This is a genomic window from Paenisporosarcina sp. NPDC076907 (genome assembly GCF_050269735.1).
GTDB lineage: Bacteria > Bacillota > Bacilli > Bacillales_A > Planococcaceae > Paenisporosarcina.
The window spans coordinates 1-20311 of the sequence record NZ_JBNNIX010000010.1; the positions used below are offsets into that span (position 1 = coordinate 1).

The 20311-nt window shown below is 40.0% G+C and carries 20 protein-coding genes, 1 tRNA gene, 1 rRNA gene, 1 other RNA gene and 1 other annotated feature; of the genes, 6 read left to right on the forward strand and 17 right to left on the reverse strand.

The window, feature by feature from the left end; genetic code table 11:
- A partial coding sequence (locus ACQKEV_RS17335) for a hypothetical protein (protein ID WP_427448148.1) occupies positions 1–182 on the forward strand: 182 nt, incomplete at its 5' end.
- A gap of 76 nt (positions 183–258) precedes the next feature.
- Here ACQKEV_RS17335 and ACQKEV_RS17340 read toward each other — a convergent pair.
- The 6 genes from ACQKEV_RS17340 to ffs form a co-directional block, all read right to left on the reverse strand.
- The gene (locus ACQKEV_RS17340; RefSeq protein ID WP_427448150.1) at positions 259–519 is read right to left on the reverse strand and encodes a pro-sigmaK processing inhibitor BofA family protein; all 261 of its coding nucleotides are present in this window, start codon (positions 517–519) and stop codon (positions 259–261) included.
- Between the two features lie 67 nt (positions 520–586).
- On the reverse strand, positions 587–799 hold the full coding sequence (locus ACQKEV_RS17345; RefSeq protein ID WP_427448151.1) for a YaaL family protein: 213 nt from the start codon (positions 797–799) through the stop codon (positions 587–589).
- Between the two features lie 20 nt (positions 800–819).
- Complete coding sequence (gene recR, locus ACQKEV_RS17350; protein WP_016428965.1) at positions 820–1416, reverse strand: recombination mediator RecR; 597 nt, start codon at positions 1414–1416, stop codon at positions 820–822.
- 11 nt (positions 1417–1427) lie between these two features.
- The gene (locus ACQKEV_RS17355; RefSeq protein WP_016428964.1) at positions 1428–1748 is read right to left on the reverse strand and encodes a YbaB/EbfC family nucleoid-associated protein; all 321 of its coding nucleotides are present in this window, start codon (positions 1746–1748) and stop codon (positions 1428–1430) included.
- A 14-nt stretch (positions 1749–1762) separates the two neighbouring features.
- Entirely contained in the window at positions 1763–3535 is a 1773-nt protein-coding gene (gene dnaX / locus ACQKEV_RS17360) for a DNA polymerase III subunit gamma/tau (protein ID WP_427448153.1), read from the reverse strand.
- Between the two features lie 153 nt (positions 3536–3688).
- Positions 3689–3956: signal recognition particle sRNA large type (gene ffs / locus ACQKEV_RS17365), an RNA gene on the reverse strand.
- A gap of 159 nt (positions 3957–4115) precedes the next feature.
- On the opposite strand from ffs, the gene ACQKEV_RS17370 reads away from it, so the two are divergent.
- The 3 genes from ACQKEV_RS17370 to ACQKEV_RS17380 all read left to right on the forward strand — a co-directional run bounded on the left by ACQKEV_RS17370 (position 4116) and on the right by ACQKEV_RS17380 (position 5605).
- Positions 4116–4949, forward strand: coding sequence for a hypothetical protein (locus tag ACQKEV_RS17370; protein WP_427448155.1), 834 nt, complete (start codon positions 4116–4118; stop codon positions 4947–4949).
- A gap of 180 nt (positions 4950–5129) precedes the next feature.
- Positions 5130–5222: transfer RNA gene (locus ACQKEV_RS17375), tRNA-Ser, on the forward strand.
- A gap of 203 nt (positions 5223–5425) precedes the next feature.
- Positions 5426–5605: a hypothetical protein gene (locus tag ACQKEV_RS17380; protein ID WP_427448157.1), complete on the forward strand. Its 180-nt coding sequence runs from the start codon at positions 5426–5428 to the stop codon at positions 5603–5605.
- Between the two features lie 355 nt (positions 5606–5960).
- Here ACQKEV_RS17380 and ACQKEV_RS17385 read toward each other — a convergent pair whose 3' ends face one another.
- The 3 genes from ACQKEV_RS17385 to ACQKEV_RS17395 form a co-directional block, all read right to left on the reverse strand.
- The gene (locus ACQKEV_RS17385; RefSeq protein ID WP_427448158.1) at positions 5961–6629 is read right to left on the reverse strand and encodes a deoxynucleoside kinase; all 669 of its coding nucleotides are present in this window, start codon (positions 6627–6629) and stop codon (positions 5961–5963) included.
- Positions 6626–7264: a deoxynucleoside kinase gene (locus ACQKEV_RS17390; RefSeq protein WP_427448160.1), complete on the reverse strand. Its 639-nt coding sequence runs from the start codon at positions 7262–7264 to the stop codon at positions 6626–6628. Before ACQKEV_RS17390 ends, ACQKEV_RS17385 begins: the two co-directional genes overlap by 4 nt.
- A gap of 106 nt (positions 7265–7370) precedes the next feature.
- On the reverse strand, positions 7371–8513 hold the full coding sequence (locus ACQKEV_RS17395) for a glycosyl hydrolase family 18 protein (RefSeq protein WP_427448161.1): 1143 nt from the start codon (positions 8511–8513) through the stop codon (positions 7371–7373).
- 85 nt (positions 8514–8598) lie between these two features.
- Here ACQKEV_RS17395 and tadA point away from each other — a divergent pair, with 85 nt between their 5' ends.
- Positions 8599–9084 carry a tRNA adenosine(34) deaminase TadA gene (gene tadA, locus ACQKEV_RS17400; protein ID WP_427448163.1) on the forward strand — a complete coding sequence of 162 codons (486 nt, stop codon included), beginning with the start codon at positions 8599–8601 and terminating at the stop codon, positions 9082–9084.
- Positions 9085–9125: 41 nt separating this feature from the next.
- Here the strand turns inward: tadA and serS are convergent, their stop codons facing one another.
- From serS to pdxS, 4 genes are all read right to left on the reverse strand, one after another.
- Positions 9126–10400: a serine--tRNA ligase gene (gene serS / locus ACQKEV_RS17405; RefSeq protein ID WP_427448164.1), complete on the reverse strand. Its 1275-nt coding sequence runs from the start codon at positions 10398–10400 to the stop codon at positions 9126–9128.
- Positions 10401–10613: 213 nt separating this feature from the next.
- Positions 10614–10828, reverse strand: a binding site (T-box leader).
- A gap of 127 nt (positions 10829–10955) precedes the next feature.
- Complete coding sequence (locus ACQKEV_RS17410) at positions 10956–12614, reverse strand: M4 family metallopeptidase (protein WP_427448166.1); 1659 nt, start codon at positions 12612–12614, stop codon at positions 10956–10958.
- A gap of 347 nt (positions 12615–12961) precedes the next feature.
- Positions 12962–13540 carry a pyridoxal 5'-phosphate synthase glutaminase subunit PdxT gene (gene pdxT, locus ACQKEV_RS17415; protein WP_427448168.1) on the reverse strand — a complete coding sequence of 193 codons (579 nt, stop codon included), beginning with the start codon at positions 13538–13540 and terminating at the stop codon, positions 12962–12964.
- A gap of 1 nt (position 13541) precedes the next feature.
- Positions 13542–14432 carry a pyridoxal 5'-phosphate synthase lyase subunit PdxS gene (gene pdxS / locus ACQKEV_RS17420; RefSeq protein ID WP_427448170.1) on the reverse strand — a complete coding sequence of 297 codons (891 nt, stop codon included), beginning with the start codon at positions 14430–14432 and terminating at the stop codon, positions 13542–13544.
- A gap of 104 nt (positions 14433–14536) precedes the next feature.
- Here pdxS and ACQKEV_RS17425 point away from each other — a divergent pair, with 104 nt between their 5' ends.
- Positions 14537–15946, forward strand: a complete 1410-nt coding sequence (locus ACQKEV_RS17425; RefSeq protein WP_427448171.1) for a PLP-dependent aminotransferase family protein — start codon at positions 14537–14539, stop codon at positions 15944–15946.
- Between the two features lie 57 nt (positions 15947–16003).
- Here the strand turns inward: ACQKEV_RS17425 and ACQKEV_RS17430 are convergent, their stop codons facing one another.
- From ACQKEV_RS17430 to rrf, 4 genes are all read right to left on the reverse strand, one after another.
- Entirely contained in the window at positions 16004–17359 is a 1356-nt protein-coding gene (locus tag ACQKEV_RS17430; RefSeq protein WP_427448172.1) for a serine hydrolase, read from the reverse strand.
- A gap of 145 nt (positions 17360–17504) precedes the next feature.
- Positions 17505–18968, reverse strand: a complete 1464-nt coding sequence (gene guaB / locus ACQKEV_RS17435) for an IMP dehydrogenase (protein WP_427448174.1) — start codon at positions 18966–18968, stop codon at positions 17505–17507.
- Between the two features lie 106 nt (positions 18969–19074).
- Positions 19075–19551, reverse strand: coding sequence for a glutathione peroxidase (locus ACQKEV_RS17440; RefSeq protein ID WP_427448176.1), 477 nt, complete (start codon positions 19549–19551; stop codon positions 19075–19077).
- Between the two features lie 668 nt (positions 19552–20219).
- A 5S ribosomal RNA gene (rrf, locus tag ACQKEV_RS17445) occupies positions 20220–20311 on the reverse strand; the annotation flags it as partial.

Genomic DNA, 20311 nt, shown 5'->3' on the forward strand with positions numbered 1-20311 from the left:
ATAATGAACGTTTAAGTTCAAGTTTCGCTTCCGGCACCGAAGTGCGTTCCGCTTTATTGTTGACGTTTTGCTGTTCAGTTTTCAAGGTTCATTTGTTTGTCGCTGTCGTAACAGCAACTTTTATATCATACCAATTCTTAATCGTCATGTCAACAACAAGTTTTGATATTCTTTTTTTCTAATTCGTCGCTTTCAATCAAGCAACTTTATAAATATATCAGCCTGGCTTATAAAAGTCAACACTATTTCTTAAAAAAGTTATAGGAATATAGAAATCGTTAATACACTTGCTATTCCCGGAACTCCTAGGAATGCAATCAATAAGCCAGATACGATATTGACGGGAATGAAAAGTCCGAACTGACTTGCAATCAAGTGGATGGCAAACAAGATCACAAAAGCAAACGCAATTCTAAACCACCAAATAGAGAACGCTTCGATTACTCGTCCTTTCGATGCTTTGTTTAAAAATAAAAAAAGAAGTACAGCTATACCAATCACATAAAGAGTCAGCTTCATTGAGCTTCTCCCACCTCTCATATAAGTTATCAACTAACTATATGAAGGAATCGGTATAACATATACTTCATTTCAAAAGGATTTTTCTAATTCGCGCTTCTTTATATAGAAAGAAGTGTTTGCTTTCAGCAATTTTACGCTGGGCAATAATAGATAACTCATAGTCATCCATAAGTTCTTCGATGATCTGAGATTGTTGCCAGTCCTCTTTCGTTTCTTTCATCAAGGAAACGAGCTTACTATCGAAATCTTTTTTAAGTTTCGCTTTTTTGAAAAACATATGGCAGTTCGGCCTCCTCTTTATAACTCACGTCGGCCTTCTAACGCTTTCGATAAAGTAACTTCATCTGCATATTCCAAGTCCCCACCTACCGGAAGACCATGAGCAATTCTTGTTGTACGAATTCCAGATGGTTTTACAAGTCGGGAAATATACATAGCGGTTGCTTCACCTTCTATTGTAGGGTTCGTTGCTAAAATCAACTCTTGTACTCGCTCATCTTGCAATCTCTTCAATAAAGGAGGGACGTTAATGTCTTCCGGTCCTATACCGTCCATCGGCGAAATTGCCCCATGTAAAACGTGGTACAGACCTTTGTAATCTCTCATTTTTTCCAAGGCGATGACATCTTTCGTGTCTTGAACTACACAAATGATAGTGTCATCACGTTGTTTGTCCTGACATATATGACAAGGATCTATATCGGTAATGTGACCACAAATCGAGCAGTAACTTAAATTACGCTTCGCATCAACCAACGCTTTAGCGAATTCAAGGACAGTGTCTTCTTTCATACTTAGCACGAAAAATGCCAGACGGGCCGCAGTTTTCGGCCCAATACCTGGCAATTTCATAAAACTATCAATCAACTTTGATATCGGTTCAGGATAATGCATGTGATTTCCTCCTAGAACATGCCAGGGAGGTTCAATCCCTTCGTGAATTGTCCCATCGTGGAGTTCGAAGTTTCTTCTGCTTTTTTCATCGCTTCGTTTGTAGCTATTACAATCAAATCTTGTAGCATTTCAATATCTTCAGGATCCACAACTGATTCATCCAAAGCAACGCTGATTACTTCTTTGTGTCCAGTAACAGTTACTTTAACCATACCGCCACCTGCAACGCCTTCAAAATGTTGAGTTCCCAATTCTTCTTGAGCCTCAGCCATTTTCTTTTGCATTTTTTGCATTTGTTTCATCATACCTTGCATATTACCCATTCCACGCATACTATTTTTCCTCCCTAATCATCATGTATTTCTACAAATTCTTTACCAAATAATTTTTCCGCTTCCACAATCAATGGATCTTCTGTAGCTGCTTTCTCTTCTTGCATAAAGCTTAACATTTCATCTGCGGCTTGTTCCGTCTCGCTTGATTCGGAAGCTACATCTGAATCTGTATCAGATGCTTTCAACCCTTTGTTGCGAATAAACTCTTCACGGATTTTCACCCAAGCTTCTTCTGGAACAAAAAGAATCTCATACATCTTGCCAGTTAGATTCATAAGCAATTGAGAAAAGGCGCTCGAAAACGTTTGATTATCCGCAGCCATTTGGCAATGAATATCATATTTGAATTTTAACACAAAAGCACCAGTAGATGCCGCAACTGGTTCAGCTTCATTCAATAACGCTGCATGTGATTTTTGCAATTGCGTCATAATCGTCGGCCAATGCGACTTGATCAACTGAATATCTTGTTTCGTCGCCGTTTTCAATACTTCTTGAATGCGGCCGGACGGTGCTTTGAAACCTGTTTGAGTTCTTAACCTCTGGCGTTTTTGTGATTCACTCGCTTGAGGAGTTTGTGCACCATTTGTTGTTATACCTTGTTTCAGTTGTTGTTCAAGCGCAATAACTGTTCGTTCCAGTTGAGCAATTTTCTCTTCAAATGGACCTAAATCAACTGCTGCTTGTTGAGAAGTAGTCACTTTAACTTGCGACATTTTTAATAGCGCTGTCTCTAAATAGACTTTTGCATGGTTCGAGTAACGCATTTCTTGTTGAGTGGCTGATAAGATCTCGATATAACGATACAACGTATCAACCGGGAACTGATGCGCAAGTTGCTTAAACTTTTCTTCACCAGATGCAAGTTCCAATAACTCATCAAGAGATGGTGCTGTATTCATCAATAAAAGATCTCGGAAGAAGGTAATTAAGTCCTCGGTTAAGCGAACTGCATCTTTTCCTTCTTTCATTAATTCCTCTAAAAGAGTTAAGACTTTCCCAACATCTTTCGTCAATAAGGACTCGGCAAGTTGATAGAAGATATCTTGTCCGATCGAACCTGTTACGAGAAGTGCGTCTTCAATCGTCATTTCGTCACCACTGAATGACACCACTTGATCCAGCATACTCAGTGCATCACGCATACCGCCAGAAGCTGCTTGCGCGATGACTTTTAAAGCTTGATCATTCGATGGAATACCCGAATCAGCTAATACAACATTCATACGATCCACAATATCTGTAGCTGTAATGCGTTTGAAATCAAAGCGCTGACATCTGGAAATGATCGTGAGTGGCAATTTATGAGGCTCTGTAGTCGCCAAAATAAATACCACATGCGCTGGAGGTTCTTCTAGTGTTTTTAGTAAAGCATTAAAAGCGCTGTTGGAGAGCATATGCACTTCATCAATGATATACACTTTAAAACGCGAATTTGCAGGAGCAAAACGAACTTTTTCAATAATATCACGAATTTCTTCTACTCTTGAATTAGATGCTGCATCGAATTCAATAACGTCTGTATTCGATCCATTCGTAATACTTTTACACGTTTCACATTCATTACATGGTTCCGATACGGGTGCTTTTTCACAGTTTAACGCCTTGGCAAAGATTTTTGCCGCACTGGTTTTACCTGTCCCCCGCGGACCATTGAATAAATAAGCATGTGTTGTTTTATTATAAAGGAGAGCATTTTGAAGGGTTTGTTTCACATGTGCTTGACCTGACATTTCTGCAAATGATTGAGGTCGGTAAACACGATAAAAAGCTTGATACGCCAACTGATTTCTCCCCTTATCGTTTAATTTTTAATAGTCCTTTAATTATACCATAAGGCATACGCTCTAGCTCTTTGAAAGACAAAGAATTCGAGAATGAAAAAAGGTGTTCATTCGCATGGTAAGCGAACAAACACCTGAATAGAAGTATGTATGCCGTGCACCTTCCTTCGATTGCAATACATAAGCGGAACCCCTGTCGTTAGCTCTGCCTAGGCAACCCTGCGGCACATGAGAAAAATCCACTTAAGGCTGCTTCCTTCCGGACCTGACCTGATTCATGGGTACCCATTGCGCAGGACCCAGACGTCAACACTACGTGCAAAAGTCAGACCCTACATATAAACAACCTCAGAGAAGGAGTTCAGTCTCGCTAGAGCGGATTGCGAGTTACAAGACACCGCTACCTTCCCACCTAGCACGGCATTTACTAGTATACTGACTTAATCGAAAAAAATCAAATCCTACTATTTCATTCTCTGAGACTTTTTACAAAATCATTGTTTTGCTTGAAGGTTAAATGGTTTTTCTTCTTGAATTAAAGAAACATGACTCATCTTCAATATAAGGAGCAAACCACTACATGAACACAAAATTGATTTTAATTGAAGGATTACCTGGCTCTGGGAAATCAACAACCGCCCGGCTTATGCAAGAACTTTTGACGGCACAACACATACAAAATGAACTTTTCTCTGAAGGAGATCTGAACCATCCTGCAGATTTTGAGGGAGTCGCTTATTACACACCAGACGATTTCAAGGAATTACTTACAGTTAACGCCGAGTACGCAACAGTACTTAAAGAAAATACACACTCAAAGGAAAATGGAGCTTTCGTTTCCTATCAAAAAATGAAAGAGAGATATCAAACCAATCTCCCTAAAGACTTATATAACAAGCTTGCAGAGAATGATATTTATGAACTGCCACTCAATATTCATATTCCACTTCTGATAAATAGCTGGAAGGAATTTGTTCAACAAGCACTCAAGAGTAACAAAACCTATATTTTCGAATGCTGTTTTATTCAGAATCCCATAACCATCGGCATGATTAAATACAATGCTTCAAGGGAGATTGTTTCAGATTATATCTTGCAGCTGGCGAAAAGTATCGAACCATTGAACCCACTATTGATTTACGTGAATCAAGAAAATCTTCGTGCCTCATTTGAAAAAGCCTACAGGGAACGAGATAACAGTTGGTCTAATGGATTTATCGATTACTATACAAATCAAGGGTACGGAAAGGCGCATGACTATCGAGGAATAGAAGGAACTTTAAAAGTTCTAGAAGCTAGAAAATTGTTGGAAAAAGAAATCGTTAATAAACTTTCTTTAAAGAAAGTTATAGTTGATAACTCTTCTTATGATTTGACGCAATATAGAGCATTGCTCGAAGAAACATTGAATTAACACACTAACGTCTCCCTACCTCCTTTATGTACGTCTTTAACCACTTGGCTAGGTTGTTTATTTTAAAGCTACATTTCCAGATCTAATCGAGTGAAAAAACGAAATACTTAAACTTTAATTATATTACCTGAAATTGTTGACTTTGTTTTTCGTACATGATAAATTATATTTTGTTGACACGGAGGTATACCCAAGTTTGGCTGAAGGGATCGGTCTTGAAAACCGACAGGGGAGTCAAATCCCGCGGGGGTTCGAATCCCTCTACCTCCTCCATTTTTTCAACAAACACGCGCATATACATGGAGATTGTTATTCGTTACTAACGTAACGAATTTTCTTCTAACATAACTAATCAGAATATTATGAAGGCAACTCAACCGAGTTGCCTTTTTTTGTGCGTTCCTTTTACTTTTTTCCTTTAAACTGTAACCAAGACGTAGCTTCTAACGTCAAATGGAAAACTAAGGAGGTTCTTCATGAAATACAATTCTTTATTGGGTGCCTTGCTAGTATCAATCATTTTCATGACATTCTTCTTACCTCATAAATCTTCAGCTGATTGGGCATATTCATTTGTCGTATGGGATGGATACATTTACGTCTTGAGTGATGAAGAGGTCGATCAAATCGGAAATGAAATCGGAGCAGTTACTTAATATTCTACGAATGAAGGAACCTATTCTGGTAATTTCTCAAATTCGTACGCCAGTGGGACGAAATATTTTTCGATTCAGGGTATCCCTACTGACGAAGCAATTGCAATTGAAGATCCAGATGGGCACTTTTATAAAGCAAATCGTGACGGAGAATATGCCAGTTCCGGTAGTACAGAATCTCTTTCTGAAGACAACTCATCCCCTCCTGTAGAGAATAACAATGGTAATTTCACTTTAGTTATATTCCTCTTGGCACTTTTTCCAATCATTGCGTTAGGGTTAGGTAGCTACCTAATTGCAAGACGACCCCATGAAAGATAAAAAGCCCTCAGCTTTCGCTGAAGGCTTGTCTATCTTATCTACGTAACATGGATGTTTGTTGAATAAAGTGACCAATACGTTCAACAATTGGTTCAACAGTCTCCGGATTTTTCATCAAATCATAGTCATTGATATTTAATCGTAGGACAGGACAGCCATTGAAAGAATTGATCCAGTTTTCGTAGCGTTCATGCATTTCATACCAATACTCAACTGGCGTGGATTGTTCCATTGGACGACCACGCAATTGAATACGGCTTAAAATGTCTTCAATCGATCCATCCAAATAAATAAGTAAGTCTGGATGTGGGAAATACGGAGTCATCACCATTGCGTCAAAGAGACTTGTATACGTTTCATAATCAGTCAGGTTCATTGTCCCTTTTTCCATATGCATTTTAGCGAAAATCCCTGTGTCTTCGTAAATCGAACGATCTTGAATGAAACCGCCACCGTATTCAAAAATACGTTTTTGTTCCTTAAATCGTTCTGCAAGGAAATAAATTTGTAAGTGGAAGCTCCACTTTTCAAAGTCATCATAGAAACGATCTAAATATGGATTGGCGTCCACTTTTTCAAAAGAGGTATGGAATTTTAGTGCGTCTGCCAGTGCTTTGGTCATTGTTGATTTCCCAACACCCACTGTACCAGCTATTGTAATGACGGCATTTTGAGGAATGCCATATTTTTCACGTAAGTTCATGCGTGGAGACTCCTTTTTTGTAGCGTTTCGTCTACTTTATTTAAAATCCATTTCAAATCAGACTCATTTTGAACAAAATCGATTTCATCTCCGTTGAAACGAAGAACCGGAATTTCCGGATGTGTTTCTTCAAAGTACTGAATGAATGTATGGTAGTCTGCTGAAAGTTGTTCCATATATTCTGCACTGATCATTTTCTCGAATTCACGACCGCGCTGTGCAATACGTTTCATCAGTGTATCCAAACTAGCATGTAAATAGATAATGATGTTTGGCTTGGGCATATCTTGCGTTAAAATACGGTAGATTGATTCGTACTTCACGTACTCCTCTGCTGGAAGTGTACGTTTAGCGAAGATTAGGTTTTTGAATATGTGGTAATCCGCAACGACTGGTTCTTGATTAGCAATGTAATTCTTTTGAATATCACTCAGTTGTTTATAGCGATTGCAAAGGAAAAACATTTCCGTTTGGAAACTCCACTCTTCGATATCTTCATAAAATTTATTTAAAAATGGATTTTCATCCACAATTTCTTTTAACAGTTGAAACTTGTTTGCGTCGGCTATGGCTTTAGATAATGAAGTTTTTCCAACACCAATTGGGCCTTCAACGGTGATAAATGGAATCGGCATCAGAAGTCCTCCTACTCGTTCTCAATCGTTCAATGCCCTCTATTCTATCACAGCTAGAAAATGAAAAACAGAGCTAAAAACCACTTTTCCAAAGAGGAAAAGGGTTTTAGCTCTGTCTTTTTTTCACGTGGAACATTTCATTTAATACGACCCAGTTCTGCGGGAATGGGAAGCCCATGTGCCAGTAACTGATTCCTTTCAAGCCTAGTTCTTGTAACAATTCAAATTTCGCTTCAATCGAACGGGCGTCTTCGAACCAAACCACATGTTCTTTCCCGTCCCGCCAATAGTTGAAATAAGGTGCCTCGGCGACCGCATCGTAAGAGATTGCTGCATTACGTTCCCGAGCAAGTTCAACTGCCCGCTTCGGACTGATTGCTTGAGCTGGCGGATTTCCTGGTTTATATGGCAATGTCCAGTCATATCCATATAAATTTTGCCCCATCATGATTTTATTAGCAGGCATTTCAGTTAACGCATATGTGAGTACTTTACGTACCGGCCCGATAGGAGACACGGCCATTGGAGGACCTCCACTATAGCCCCACTCATACGTCATAATCACCACAAAATCGACCACTTCAGCAATTTTTTTATAATCATGTCCTTCATACCATTTCCCTGGCTGATCGGCGGAAGTTTTCGGAGCAAGCGCAGCAGATAGAGTCAAACCTTTTGCCGCTGCTTTTAAACGTTTTAAGAAATCAACATAGTTTTGTCGGTCTTCTTTTCGTAAATACTCAAAATCAACATGAATATCTTTTGCATTTTTCGCTTTGGCTTCAGCTAAAATATTTTGAATCAATTTATCTTGCACAGCTGTACTGGCAAAAATATCTTGTGCGAGTGTGTCACTGAATGCCCCATCTTCAATATTTGAAATGACGATGGCAGAAACCATGTTCTGATCTTTTGCAATTTGATCGAGGCCACTCCAGTCCAATGGTGTCAAAGATCCATCCCGTTTGACATCATATGAAAATGGCATCATGTAAGTCAATAATGGTCCACGTTTCGTTACTTCGTCTAGCAAGGATTGGGATGGTTTGTCGGTGTACCATTCCACATAACCATTCGTTTCAATGGTAGGGCGATTTGGATTGGGTGCGTCGGGAATAACAATCGTTTGGCCTATTACCAAAACATCCGGATTCGTAAGCTCATTGACATTGGCCAAAGTCGTGGGGTTGACCCTAAAACGGTTGGCAATGGAATACAGACTATCCCCTTGTTTTACTACATAAATCATTTTAGACCTCCTCGTTCCACATCTCACTTATGCTATGCGAAAGATGAACTAAACATGCTACACTAAAAAGAAGGAGCGATGCAGAATGGATGTATTTGAAAAAGATCGACTTTTCATGGCAGAAGCCTTAGAAGAGGCCCAAAAAGCTGCAACATTAGGCGAAGTTCCCATTGGCGCAATCATTGTGTATCAGGGTGAAATCATTGCACGTGCACACAACCTAAGGGAAACGACTCAAAATGCAACGACTCACGCAGAGTTGTTGGCCATCCAGCAAGCATGTGCAAAAATCGGAAGTTGGCGCCTGGAAGAAATGACCCTATACGTTACTCTGGAGCCTTGCCCGATGTGTGCGGGAGCTATATTGCAATCGCGTATTCCCCGAGTGGTATACGGAGCACGTGACATTAAAGCAGGTTGCGTCGATTCACTCTATCGATTGTTGAACGATGCCCGTTTCAATCATGAATGTGAAGTAACTGAAGGAATATTAGCTGAGGAATGCGGTGGCATTCTCACTCAATTTTTCCGCAATTTACGCGAACAAAAAAAGAACCGGAAACGAACTTAAGAGACAAGTTCATTTCCGGTTTTCTATTATTCAGATGCTTATTATTTGATGATTTCTTTTCCACCCATATATGGACGTAAAACTTCAGGAATAATAACAGTACCATCTTCTTGTTGGAAGTTTTCCAAAATGGCTGCCACGGTGCGACCAAGTGCCAATCCACTTCCGTTTAACGTATGCACAAATTCTGGTTTCGCATTAGGTTCACGACGGAAGCGAATGTTTGCACGTCGAGCTTGGAAGTCCTCAAAGTTACTGCAAGAAGAAATCTCACGGTACACTCCTTGTGCTGGAATCCAAACTTCGATATCGTATTTTTTCGCTGCCGTAAATCCTAAATCTGCCGTACACATTTTCAAGACACGGTATGGTAAGCCCAACAATTGAAGAACTCTCTCAGCATGTCCTGTTAATTTCTCCAATTCGTTATAAGAATCATCCGGATTTACAAAACGAACAAGTTCCACTTTGTTGAATTGGTGTTGACGAATCAAACCACGTGTATCGCGACCTGCAGAACCCGCTTCAGAACGGAAACAAGCACTGTATGCAGCAAATCCTTGTGGCAGTGCATCTTTTGTTAAAATTTCATCGCGGTAGAAGTTCGTTACCGTTACTTCAGACGTCGGAATCAAGAAGAAATCTTCTTTTTCAATTAAGAATGCATCTTCCTCAAACTTCGGCAATTGACCAGTACCTGTAAGGCTTGCACGGTTTGCCAAATATGGAGGCAGCATTTCTTCATAACCATGTTCCTCAGTATGAAGATCAATCATGAAGTTCATAAGAGCACGTTCTAAACGCGCACCTAAACCACGATAGAACAAGAAACGGCTACCTGTTGTTTTTGCAGCGCGTTCGAAATCGACGATATTCAAATCTGTCGCGATATCCCAGTGAGGCTTTGGTTCAAAATCAAACTGACGAATATCTCCCCAAGTACGCTCTTCCACGTTGTCATCTTCAGATTCCCCAACCGGCACACTTTCGTGTGGGATGTTTGGCAGGCGCATCATCATGTCAGCAAACTTCTCTTCGACACCGCGCAATTCTTCATCCAATACTTTGATTTCATCACCTACTTGACGCATACGTAAGATGACATCATCCGCATTTTCTTTATTGCGTTTCATGACGGCGATTTTTTCAGATGCTCCATTACGTTCCGCTTTTAATACTTCTGCTTTGCCAATTAGTTCACGGCGTTTAGAATCAAGCTCTTCAAATTGATCAAAGTTCCCTAAATCTTCACCGCGTTTTTCCAGTTTTGCTTTCACTTCTTCGTAATTATCTCTAACTCGTTTTACATCTAACATGTTTTTTCCTCCTTTGATTTTGATGATAGGCAAGTGTTGAAACAAGCGTTAAAAAATCATTTTAGACAACGCCGAAAAGCGTAGTAGCCCACTCTAGCTCGACTCCTCCGGTGGAAGAAAGGAATCGAAAACTCGTTTTCGAATGAGTTTCTGAAGCGGAGGTGCGAGCTGGGCTGCGAAGCTAGACAACAAAAAAAGCCCTCCATCCCCTTGGAAAGGGACGAGAGCTACCCGCGTTACCACCCTGATTGATTTGTCCATGCGAACAAATCCACTTGTCTCATAACGGCTTTTCAACCGGCTGCAACTTACTAGTCTTCAGTCGCGCAACTCCAGGACGGATTCACAAGTGTTTTTACCGGCTCGCACCACCCGCCGGCTCTCTAAAAAAAACGGAGCTTGTTACTACTTCCCATCATCGTTTCATATGTGAAATTAACCATACTTTACTACAGGATATGTATTTTGGCAAGTTGTCATACAAGAAAAAGAAAACATCAGCTTGTTCCAATTAAAGAACAAACTGATGTTTTGCATTTCCTAATATAAAACTAATTAATTCACACCCACTGCAGTAAATGCTGCTTTAACGCTTGTAACTTCACTGCTACTTGCGCCGTATAGGTCAGTAGCTGCTTGAACAGCTGCTACACGATATTGAGCAAACGTTGAATTAGGTGTTAAATACTGCGTTAACGTACGGTAGAAAATTTTACCCGATTTGTCATTACCGATTCCCGCTACGCTGACACCGTAATGTGTACCACCATTTGATAATAAGTAAGCTGCTTTATTACTAATTCCACTATTCCAATGAACGCCACCATTATCCTGTGTACCTACATAGCGTTGCGAATAATGATCTGGATCTCCACTTTGTGTTGGGTCTGCCATTGAACGTAGAGCATCACCAGATGTGCCAGGTGTGTAGATGTCTTCCCCAATTTGCCAATCTGGCTTGTTGTTGAAGTGATATTCTACTAACGTACCGAAAATATCAGACATCGATTCATTGATTGCACCTGATTCATTTTGATAGATTAAGTCCGCGGTTGTATCCGTCACGGCATGCGTCAACTCATGTGCAATTACGTCAAGTGCACCGGATAACGGGATGAATGTAGAGCCGTCTCCGTCACCATACACCATTTGCGAACCGCTCCAAAAAGCATTGTTGTAATTGCGACCGTAATGCACAGTAGAAATTAATTGCGCACCATTTCCATCATAGCTATTACGGCTATGTACATTTTTATAATAGTCATATGTTTGAGCAGCGTAAGCGTGTGCATCAACAGCAGCTCCATCATATGCTGCGTTCAACACATTATCTGCATCCAACCATAACGTTCCTGGGGTTTGAGTTCGGTTTTTAGCATCATACGTAAAGATTCCATTTCCACGCGTACGATCGACTAAGTATGAACCATTGCTGTTTGTAACTGTATTGAAGGATTTTGTATCACCTAAAACGCCTTTACCTGAACCTACTGTGTTTGTTCCTGTTGGAGAAGTAACACCAGGTTTACCTGCTTGATGAATTTGATTAAACGAAGCTAAAACGTCTCCAGTTTGAGCATCCACGAAATACTGATAGTTACCTGGTGATGGATGTAAGAATTCAAACTCAAGTGCATATGCATAGTTTGCTTTTCCATCTTTCACATAAATGACGAATTCAGGTTTTGCTTCCTTCTCAAGTTCTGGTGCTTGTCCTAGTTTTGCAGCCATATCTTTGGCAGCAATCGCTTGTGCTTCAGCATGTTTAATTTTCGCACCACTCTTTAAAGTTTGTTTTTTATCTAATTCCGGTGCTAGTTCACCAGATACAGCTGTTAATACACCATCCGCATCAACATGGGCTGTTAACACTGATCCGAAAACTGGTACACCTTTATAGACCTGTTGTAATTTAACAAGAGTGAAGCCAACATCATCTTTTGTTTCATTCAAAACTTTAAAATTAGAATAAGAATCATTGCTAGTTTTATAGAGTCCTTGTTTTTCTGCTAAATAGTTTAACACAACATCTTTAGCTGCTTTATTCGATGGAGCAGTAAGCTTTCCAGATATAAAATTCGGGCTATTACTTTTTTGGTTCATATGGACTTTTTCAGAAATTGTACTCCCTGGTGCTGCGTATACTGGTGCAATGACTGTTGATAAGGCAATCGTTGCTGCTAAACTCAGACTCACTACATTCTTCTTCTTCACTTAACTCCACTCCCTGGTTTCTGAAAATTCCGAATTTAATTCGGTAATTTGTATTCTATCTATTTTACTATTCTGAATATATAGGTAACTATCACTGTTTTTTATTGGATAAATACGGGTTTATTTTCCTTGTTGTAAAATGGTTAATTTTTCTTAAACCAATCTTTAGAATCATTTGTTTTTATATACCTATATCAATAGATAGAAATATTATCTAATTAATATCCATTTCCAAAAGGTATTTACACATTTTGATAAAGATGGTTACATGGTTACAATTTAATATTTACCATTTAGACCTTCAAAAAAAATAAGCCCGCACAATGGCAGGCTTAATCTTAAACTTTTTAATTTATAAAATTCTCTACTAATTGGACAAAATAAGCAGTTACGCGATGATCATCAGTCAGTTCAGGATGAAAAGAGCACCCTAAAAATTGTTCTTGTTTGGCCATCACAATACGACCGTTATGTTCACATAAAACTTCTGTCTTAGTCCCAACTTCATGAATATGTGGCGCACGTATGAACACAGCAGGAAAATCCTCCGCTACACCTTTAATAGAAACGCTCGTTTCGAAACTATCGACTTGTCGACCAAATGAATTTCGTTCTACTGTCACATCCATTACACCTAGATGCGGTTGCTCATATCCTACAAGTGAACCTGCCAGGAGGATAAGTCCTGCACACGTCCCAAACATTGGATGTCCCGCTTTTGCAAATTCGCGCAAGGGTTCCATCATGCCGTATAAATCAATCAAACGACGCATCGTTGTGCTTTCTCCGCCCGGTAGAATTAATCCATCAATCCCAGACAAGTCCTCCACACGTTTGACAACGACAGCTTGGGCTCCGCTCGCTTCTATCGATCGAATATGTTCTCGAACAGCTCCTTGTAGAGCCAATACACCAATTTTCACCATTTTACAGTACTCGATCCTGCATACGATCTTTCGCTTCTAAACGGGATATTTCAATCCCTTTCATCGGCACTCCAAGGTCTTTTGAAATCTCAACAAGTAATTTGTAGTCTTGGTAGTGCGTCGTCGCCTCAACGATTGCACGTGCAAATTTTTCAGGGTTATCTGATTTGAAGATACCTGATCCTACGAAAACTCCATCTGCTCCAAGTTCCATCATCAATGCTGCATCTGCAGGAGTAGCTACCCCACCTGCTGCAAAGTTAACAACCGGTAATCTGCCCAAATGTTTGATTTCAAGTAACACATGGTAAGGAGCACCTAGAATTTTTGCTTCCGTCATTAATTCGTCTTCATTCATGTGGATGATTTTACGGACCTGAGCATTTAATTTACGCAAATGACGCACTGCTTCTACAATATTACCTGTACCAGGCTCCCCCTTTGTACGAAGCATGGAAGCACCTTCACCAATTCGTCGAGCTGCTTCACCTAAATCTTTGTTCCCACACACAAAAGGAACGGTGAAATTACTTTTAATTAAATGGAACTCTTCATCTGCTGGTGTTAATACTTCAGATTCGTCGATATAGTCGACACCCATTTCTTCTAACATACGGGCTTCAGAAATATGACCAATCCGTGCTTTTGCCATAACTGGAATTGTTACTGCATTCATTACTTCTTCAGTAATACGTGGATCAGCCATTCGTGCTACGCCACCTGCTGCACGAATATCAGAAGGCACTCGTTCCAATGCCATTACTGCTACTGCTCCAGCTGCTTCAGCAATACGAGCTTGTTCTGCGTTGATAACGTCCATGATGACGCCACCTTTTTGCATTTCTGCCATACCACGTTTTACACGATCCGTTCCTGTTACATGTTGAGTCATTGTATATAGCCTCCATTTCATCTATGATTATTAGTATAATGAAGTATGACCATTTAAAAAGTGTCAGTTTCCACCTATTTAACAAGGTCAGTTAGGAGAGATTGATGGATATTTGGCTCAATCAAGTCGATAGATCTTCACCAACACCTCTATATGAGCAACTTTATCTTGAAATGAAGGAGACAATTATTCGCGGTGATTTAGTTGTTGGCACCAAGTTACCTTCTAAAAGACAACTCGCGGAGTTTCTCAATCTCAGTCAAACAACGATTGAATTGGCTTATGGGCAGCTGGTGGCAGAAGGTTTTATTAAAGCGGTTGCGCGAAGTGGGTATTACGTTGAACAAGTGGAGGAACTCGCTTTTACAGACGAAATGCGAATGAAACATGATCAACCAGAAACATTTAAGCACGCCTACAGCATTGATTTTAACTCAGGCCGTATTGACACTTCTTCCTTCCCTTTCAATCAATGGCGTAAGTATGCAAAAGACGTGTTAGATGAAACATCGCGTGATTTGCTATTGCTCGGTCACCCTCAAGGAGACGTGGAATTAAGACAGGAAATTGCGCATTATTTATACTCCTCAAGGGGTGTCCGTTGTACAGCCCAACAAATAGTAATTGGCTCAGGAACTGAACAGTTAATGCCGCTGCTGATTCGCCTGCTCGGTAAACAAATAGTTTTCGCCATAGAAAACCCTGGCTATCCGATGACCCATCATATATTTGCCAATTATGATCGAGAAACTGTAGCGGTTCCTGTCGATGAAGATGGTATGCAAGTAGCAGAATTAGAAAAGAAACAAGCTAGCGTTGCCTATGTCACACCTTCCCATCAATTCCCTACAGGTGCTATTTTATCGGCCTCCAGGCGTGTTCAATTACTTAATTGGGCTTCCGCCAAAGAAGGTCGTTATATTATAGAAGATGACTATGACAGTGAATTCCGCTATGTTGGTAAACCAATTCCTTCTCTGCAAGGAATGGATCAAAGCGAGCGGGTCATTTACATTAGTACGTTTTCTAAATCCCTAATGCCTTCGCTACGCATTGCCTATTTTGTGTTACCCATGCACTTGCTTCAAGCGTATCGGGTGACATTCCCGTATTATTCGTCAACGGTACCTAGACTCGATCAACATGTACTCGCACAGTTCATGAGAGACGGCCATTTTTCAAAGCACTTGAATCGCATGCGAAAATTGTATCGCAAAAAATTGGAAAAGTTAACGCAGGCCTTAGATGAATATAGACCCACTGTTCATATTTCAGGTGAGCAAGCAGGTATGCACATCGTTTTGACGGTAGATAGCGAATCCACAGACCGTGAATTAGTTGAACTCGCGAAACAACAAGACATTCGGGTATACGCTTTATCCGACTACCACCAACCAACTCAAAGTATTCCTTCTAGACCTCAAGTGTTGATAGGGTTCGGCGGTTTTGAAGAAGAGGCCATTGAACCAGCTGTAGAGGCCTTAATGAATGCTTGGCACATAAAAAAAGCATAAAAAAACGGTGATTTCAAAAGAAATCACCGTTTTACTTTTAATCATGATATTTTTAGCCTAGAATAATCCACCGACAAAGTCAGTTGCACCATTCCAAAGTTTACCGAAGAAATGACCTACAGCTTGTAGGCCTAAAGAGAACCAACTTGCACGTTCAACGGCTTCAGTTGTTACAACATTAGAGGCTTTTGAAGCACCTGTGATGTAACCGTAGTCTGATCCTTCAGATTTTACAAGTTCCACATGACCAACAACTTCATCCTTCTTAATTGCAGCTTCCAAAGAACCATCTTTCATTTTCTTCTCATCAAGCACTAATTTAGGTTTATATAAATCTTTTTCGCTAGATTTAATGACCATTTCAATCGGCTCTTTTACAGTAATGCCAACTTGGTCTTCTTTACCTTTTATTACAGGAATGTCTTTTTGGTCTTTGAATTCATATCCTGCTGGTAAAATTTCTTCTTTTGCAAATTGAGAGAATCCATAATCAAACAATGCACGAGTTGCATCAAAACGTGCTTTATAAGAACCTACACCTTTGCTATCGACAGCTTTCATCACGACTGCAATTACACGCATGCCGTCTTTTTCAGCAGTTCCTGTAAAGCAGTGACCTGCGAAATCTGTTGTACCCGTTTTTAATCCATCAACTTTAGCGCCTTTATATTCATAAACAAGACCAGGAAGCATGAAATTCCAGTTATCCATTTCAATTGCATCGCTCGTACCTTCTCTGAATACTTTAGTCGTAATATTAGTTGTTTGGAGTACTTCAGGGTAGTCATTCAACAAGTGGAAAGCCAATTTTGCTACTGATTTTGCAGGCATGACGTTCTCATCTTCTGGACCGGTTCCCTGAGGATGATTTCCTTGTAAATCGGCATTGCTTAAACCAGTCGAGTTGACAAACTTGTAACCTGTTAAGCCTAGCTCTTCCGCTTTTTTGTTCATCATGTTGACGAACTCAGTCTCAGTACCAGCAATCGTTTCAGCAATTGCAACAGTCGCTGCGTTTGCTGAGTAAATTGCCATTGCTTCGTATAATTCTTTAATGCTATAAGTACCATCTTGACGAAGAGGTACATTACTTAAACGACGATCTTGTGAGATTTGGTAAGTATAATCTGTTACAGAATATTGTTGTTCCCAAGTAACTTGTCCGTTTTCAATCGCTTCAAACAATAAATACTCAGTCATCATTTTGGTCATACTTGCTATACCTAAAGCTGTATCTGCATTTTGTTCATATAAAATCTTTCCTGTATCTGCATCAATTAAAATAGCACCATCAACAAATAAATTTAGACTCTCTTCAGCATCTGTAGAAGCCGGTTGTGTCACAACCATACTTACTAGCAGAATCGGAAGGAGTAACCAGCGCACTAGCGCTTTGTTCACTGCACTTTTCACTTCTAGAACCTCCGCCATTCTCTTTTTTAATTTTCCCTTGCTCATTTTATCACAAAAATCTGGCATACGGGACGTTCTAAAAAAAAAGCACCCAATCTGCCTAATGTATAGACGACAGAATAGGTGCTAAAGTTCTGTTATTTAATTAAATCGAGTAATTTGGAGATTCTTTCGTAATTTGGACATCATGCGGATGGCTTTCGATCAACCCTGCACCCGTCATTTTAATAAACTGTGAATTCTCTCGCAAATCTTGTAAATCTTTCGTTCCACAGTAGCCCATACCTGCACGAATACCACCCATCAACTGATGGATAGTATCTGAAAGCGGTCCTTTATAAGGTAGACGACCTTCAATTCCTTCAGGTACTAATTTTTTGGCATCGTCTTGGAAATAACGGTCTTTCGAGCCTTTTTCCATTGCTCCGATTGAGCCCATTCCACGATACACTTTAAATCGACGACCTTGGAAGATTTCAGTTTCTCCAGGACTTTCTGAAGTTCCTGCAAGTAAACTACCTAGCATAACCACGTGTCCGCCTGCAGCTAGTGCTTTTACGATGTCTCCAGAATACTTAATTCCGCCATCGGCAATTATTGTTTTGCCATGTTTGCGTGCTTCCGTCGCACAATCGTAAACAGCCGTAATTTGAGGAACACCAACACCAGCAACAACTCGTGTCGTACAAATTGAACCTGGGCCTATTCCCACTTTCACCACATCTGCACCAGCTTCGAATAATGCAGCTGTACCTTCAGCAGTTGCTACATTCCCTGCAATGATGTCCAATTCAGGATACGTCTTACGAATCGCACTGACAGTATCTATAACGCCTTGCGAATGACCGTGAGCCGTATCGATTACAATTACATCTACTTGTGCTTTAACAAGGTTTTCAACACGCTTCATCGTATCAGAAGTAACACCGACTGCTGCTCCAACCAATAAACGTCCATGATGATCTTTTGCCGCATTAGGAAACTCGATCACTTTTTCAATATCTTTTATCGTGATTAATCCTTTTAACACACCTGAATCATCGACAATCGGCAGCTTTTCTATTTTATATTGCTGTAAAATCTTTTCAGCATCCTCAAGAGTTGTCCCAACTGAAGCTGTAACCAATTCTTCTTTCGTCATTACATCTTCAATTGCCAATGAGTAGTCTTGAATAAAGCGAAGATCACGGTTTGTAATTATTCCAACTAACTTTAACTCTTCTTCATTATTAACAATAGGAACACCAGAAATACGGTATTTACCCATTAGATGTTCTGCATCATATACTTGATGAGTTGGCGTAAGGAAAAATGGATCGGTAATGACGCCATTTTCAGAACGTTTTACAGTGACAACTTGCTCTGCCTGTTCTTCAATGCTCATGTTTTTATGAATCACACCAAGACCACCTTGACGAGCCATTGCAATCGCCATTGAGGCTTCAGTGACCGTATCCATACCTGCACTGATAATTGGTATATTTAATTTGATTTTTGACGTCAAATGAACAGACAAACTCACATCTTTAGGCAACACTTCAGACTTCGCTGGTACAAGCAATACATCATCAAACGTTAAACCTTCTTTAACAAATTTTGATTCCCACATAATCTCTTACGCCTCCTATGTCCTCGTGAATATTATTGATAAGGTTATCAGCGGCTTCATAGACTGTCAAGGAACACGAAATAAGAAAGATTATTCGGATATTTCCTTAAATATATTTTAACAAATCATCTTCGATTTTCTTAGGCGAAGATTGGGGTGCATAGCGTTTAACCACTTGCCCATCAGGATCCACCAAAAACTTGGTAAAGTTCCATTTAATATCTTCGGTCAATAACCCTTTCTTTTCAGACACTAAGTGTTGGAACAATGGATGCGCACTTTCACCTTTCACATCTATCTTCTGGAACATTGGAAAAGATACTCCGTAATTCAATTGGCAAAACTCCATAGTTTCATTTACATCATCAAACTCTTGATTGCTAAATTGCCCACATGGGAAACCTAAAACGACAAGTCCTTGATCTTTATATTCATCATACAACTCTTGTAATTCTTGGAACTGTGGAGTAAATCCACATTTACTAGCGGTATTTACAATAACCATTGGTTGTCCTTTATACTCATTTAATGAAACTTCCTCGCCATTTGCTAGAGTTGCAGCATAATCATAAACAGTCGTCATTTCATAACATCCTCTCGTCTCACAAACTATGCTCTTAACATATCGAGTTCTTACGTATAGTACAAGTATTAGGATTCATCAATACGTTCTAGATTTATTTATCTCTTAGAACTTGTTTTGATGAATTAAATCCTCTCTTTCAAGATGAATGTTTGATAACTTATTAATCAACTAGAGAGACTAGAGATTCACATATCCGAAAAGAGACATGCAACGTCAGTGGAATGGCTCCCATTTAGGTGTTTTAAAATCGTATGGTGTCTCATAAGGCAAGTTAAGTTGGAGGATGAAACAAGGTTTTGTTCTCGAGAGGGGCTTTCGAATATTTATCGCTCATATAGCGGTGTTATCGCTCAAACTGGGGATTTATCGCTCACACAGAAGATTTTTCGCTCATATGAGCCACTTTATCGCTCAAACCCGTCTCACCCGCAAGTTTACTTGCTGAACCACCCCGACACCTTTTGATCGACTTTCTCTAAAGAATCCCTCTCCAACAGAAAAGAGCCATTCCAAGTCAGTGGAATGGCTACCATTTAGGGGTTCGGGTTCAAAATATGAATAGCTTTATAACCCTTAATGGTCTTGTTTCCGCTACGCTCCTGTTCAAACCCTTAATAAAGAACACAAAAAAACCGACACCTCGGAAGGTACCGGTTTTTTATTTTGCCTAGCGACGTCCTACTCTCACAGGGGGAAACCCCCAACTACCATCGGCGCTAAAGAGCTTAACTTCCGTGTTCGGTATGGGAACGGGTGT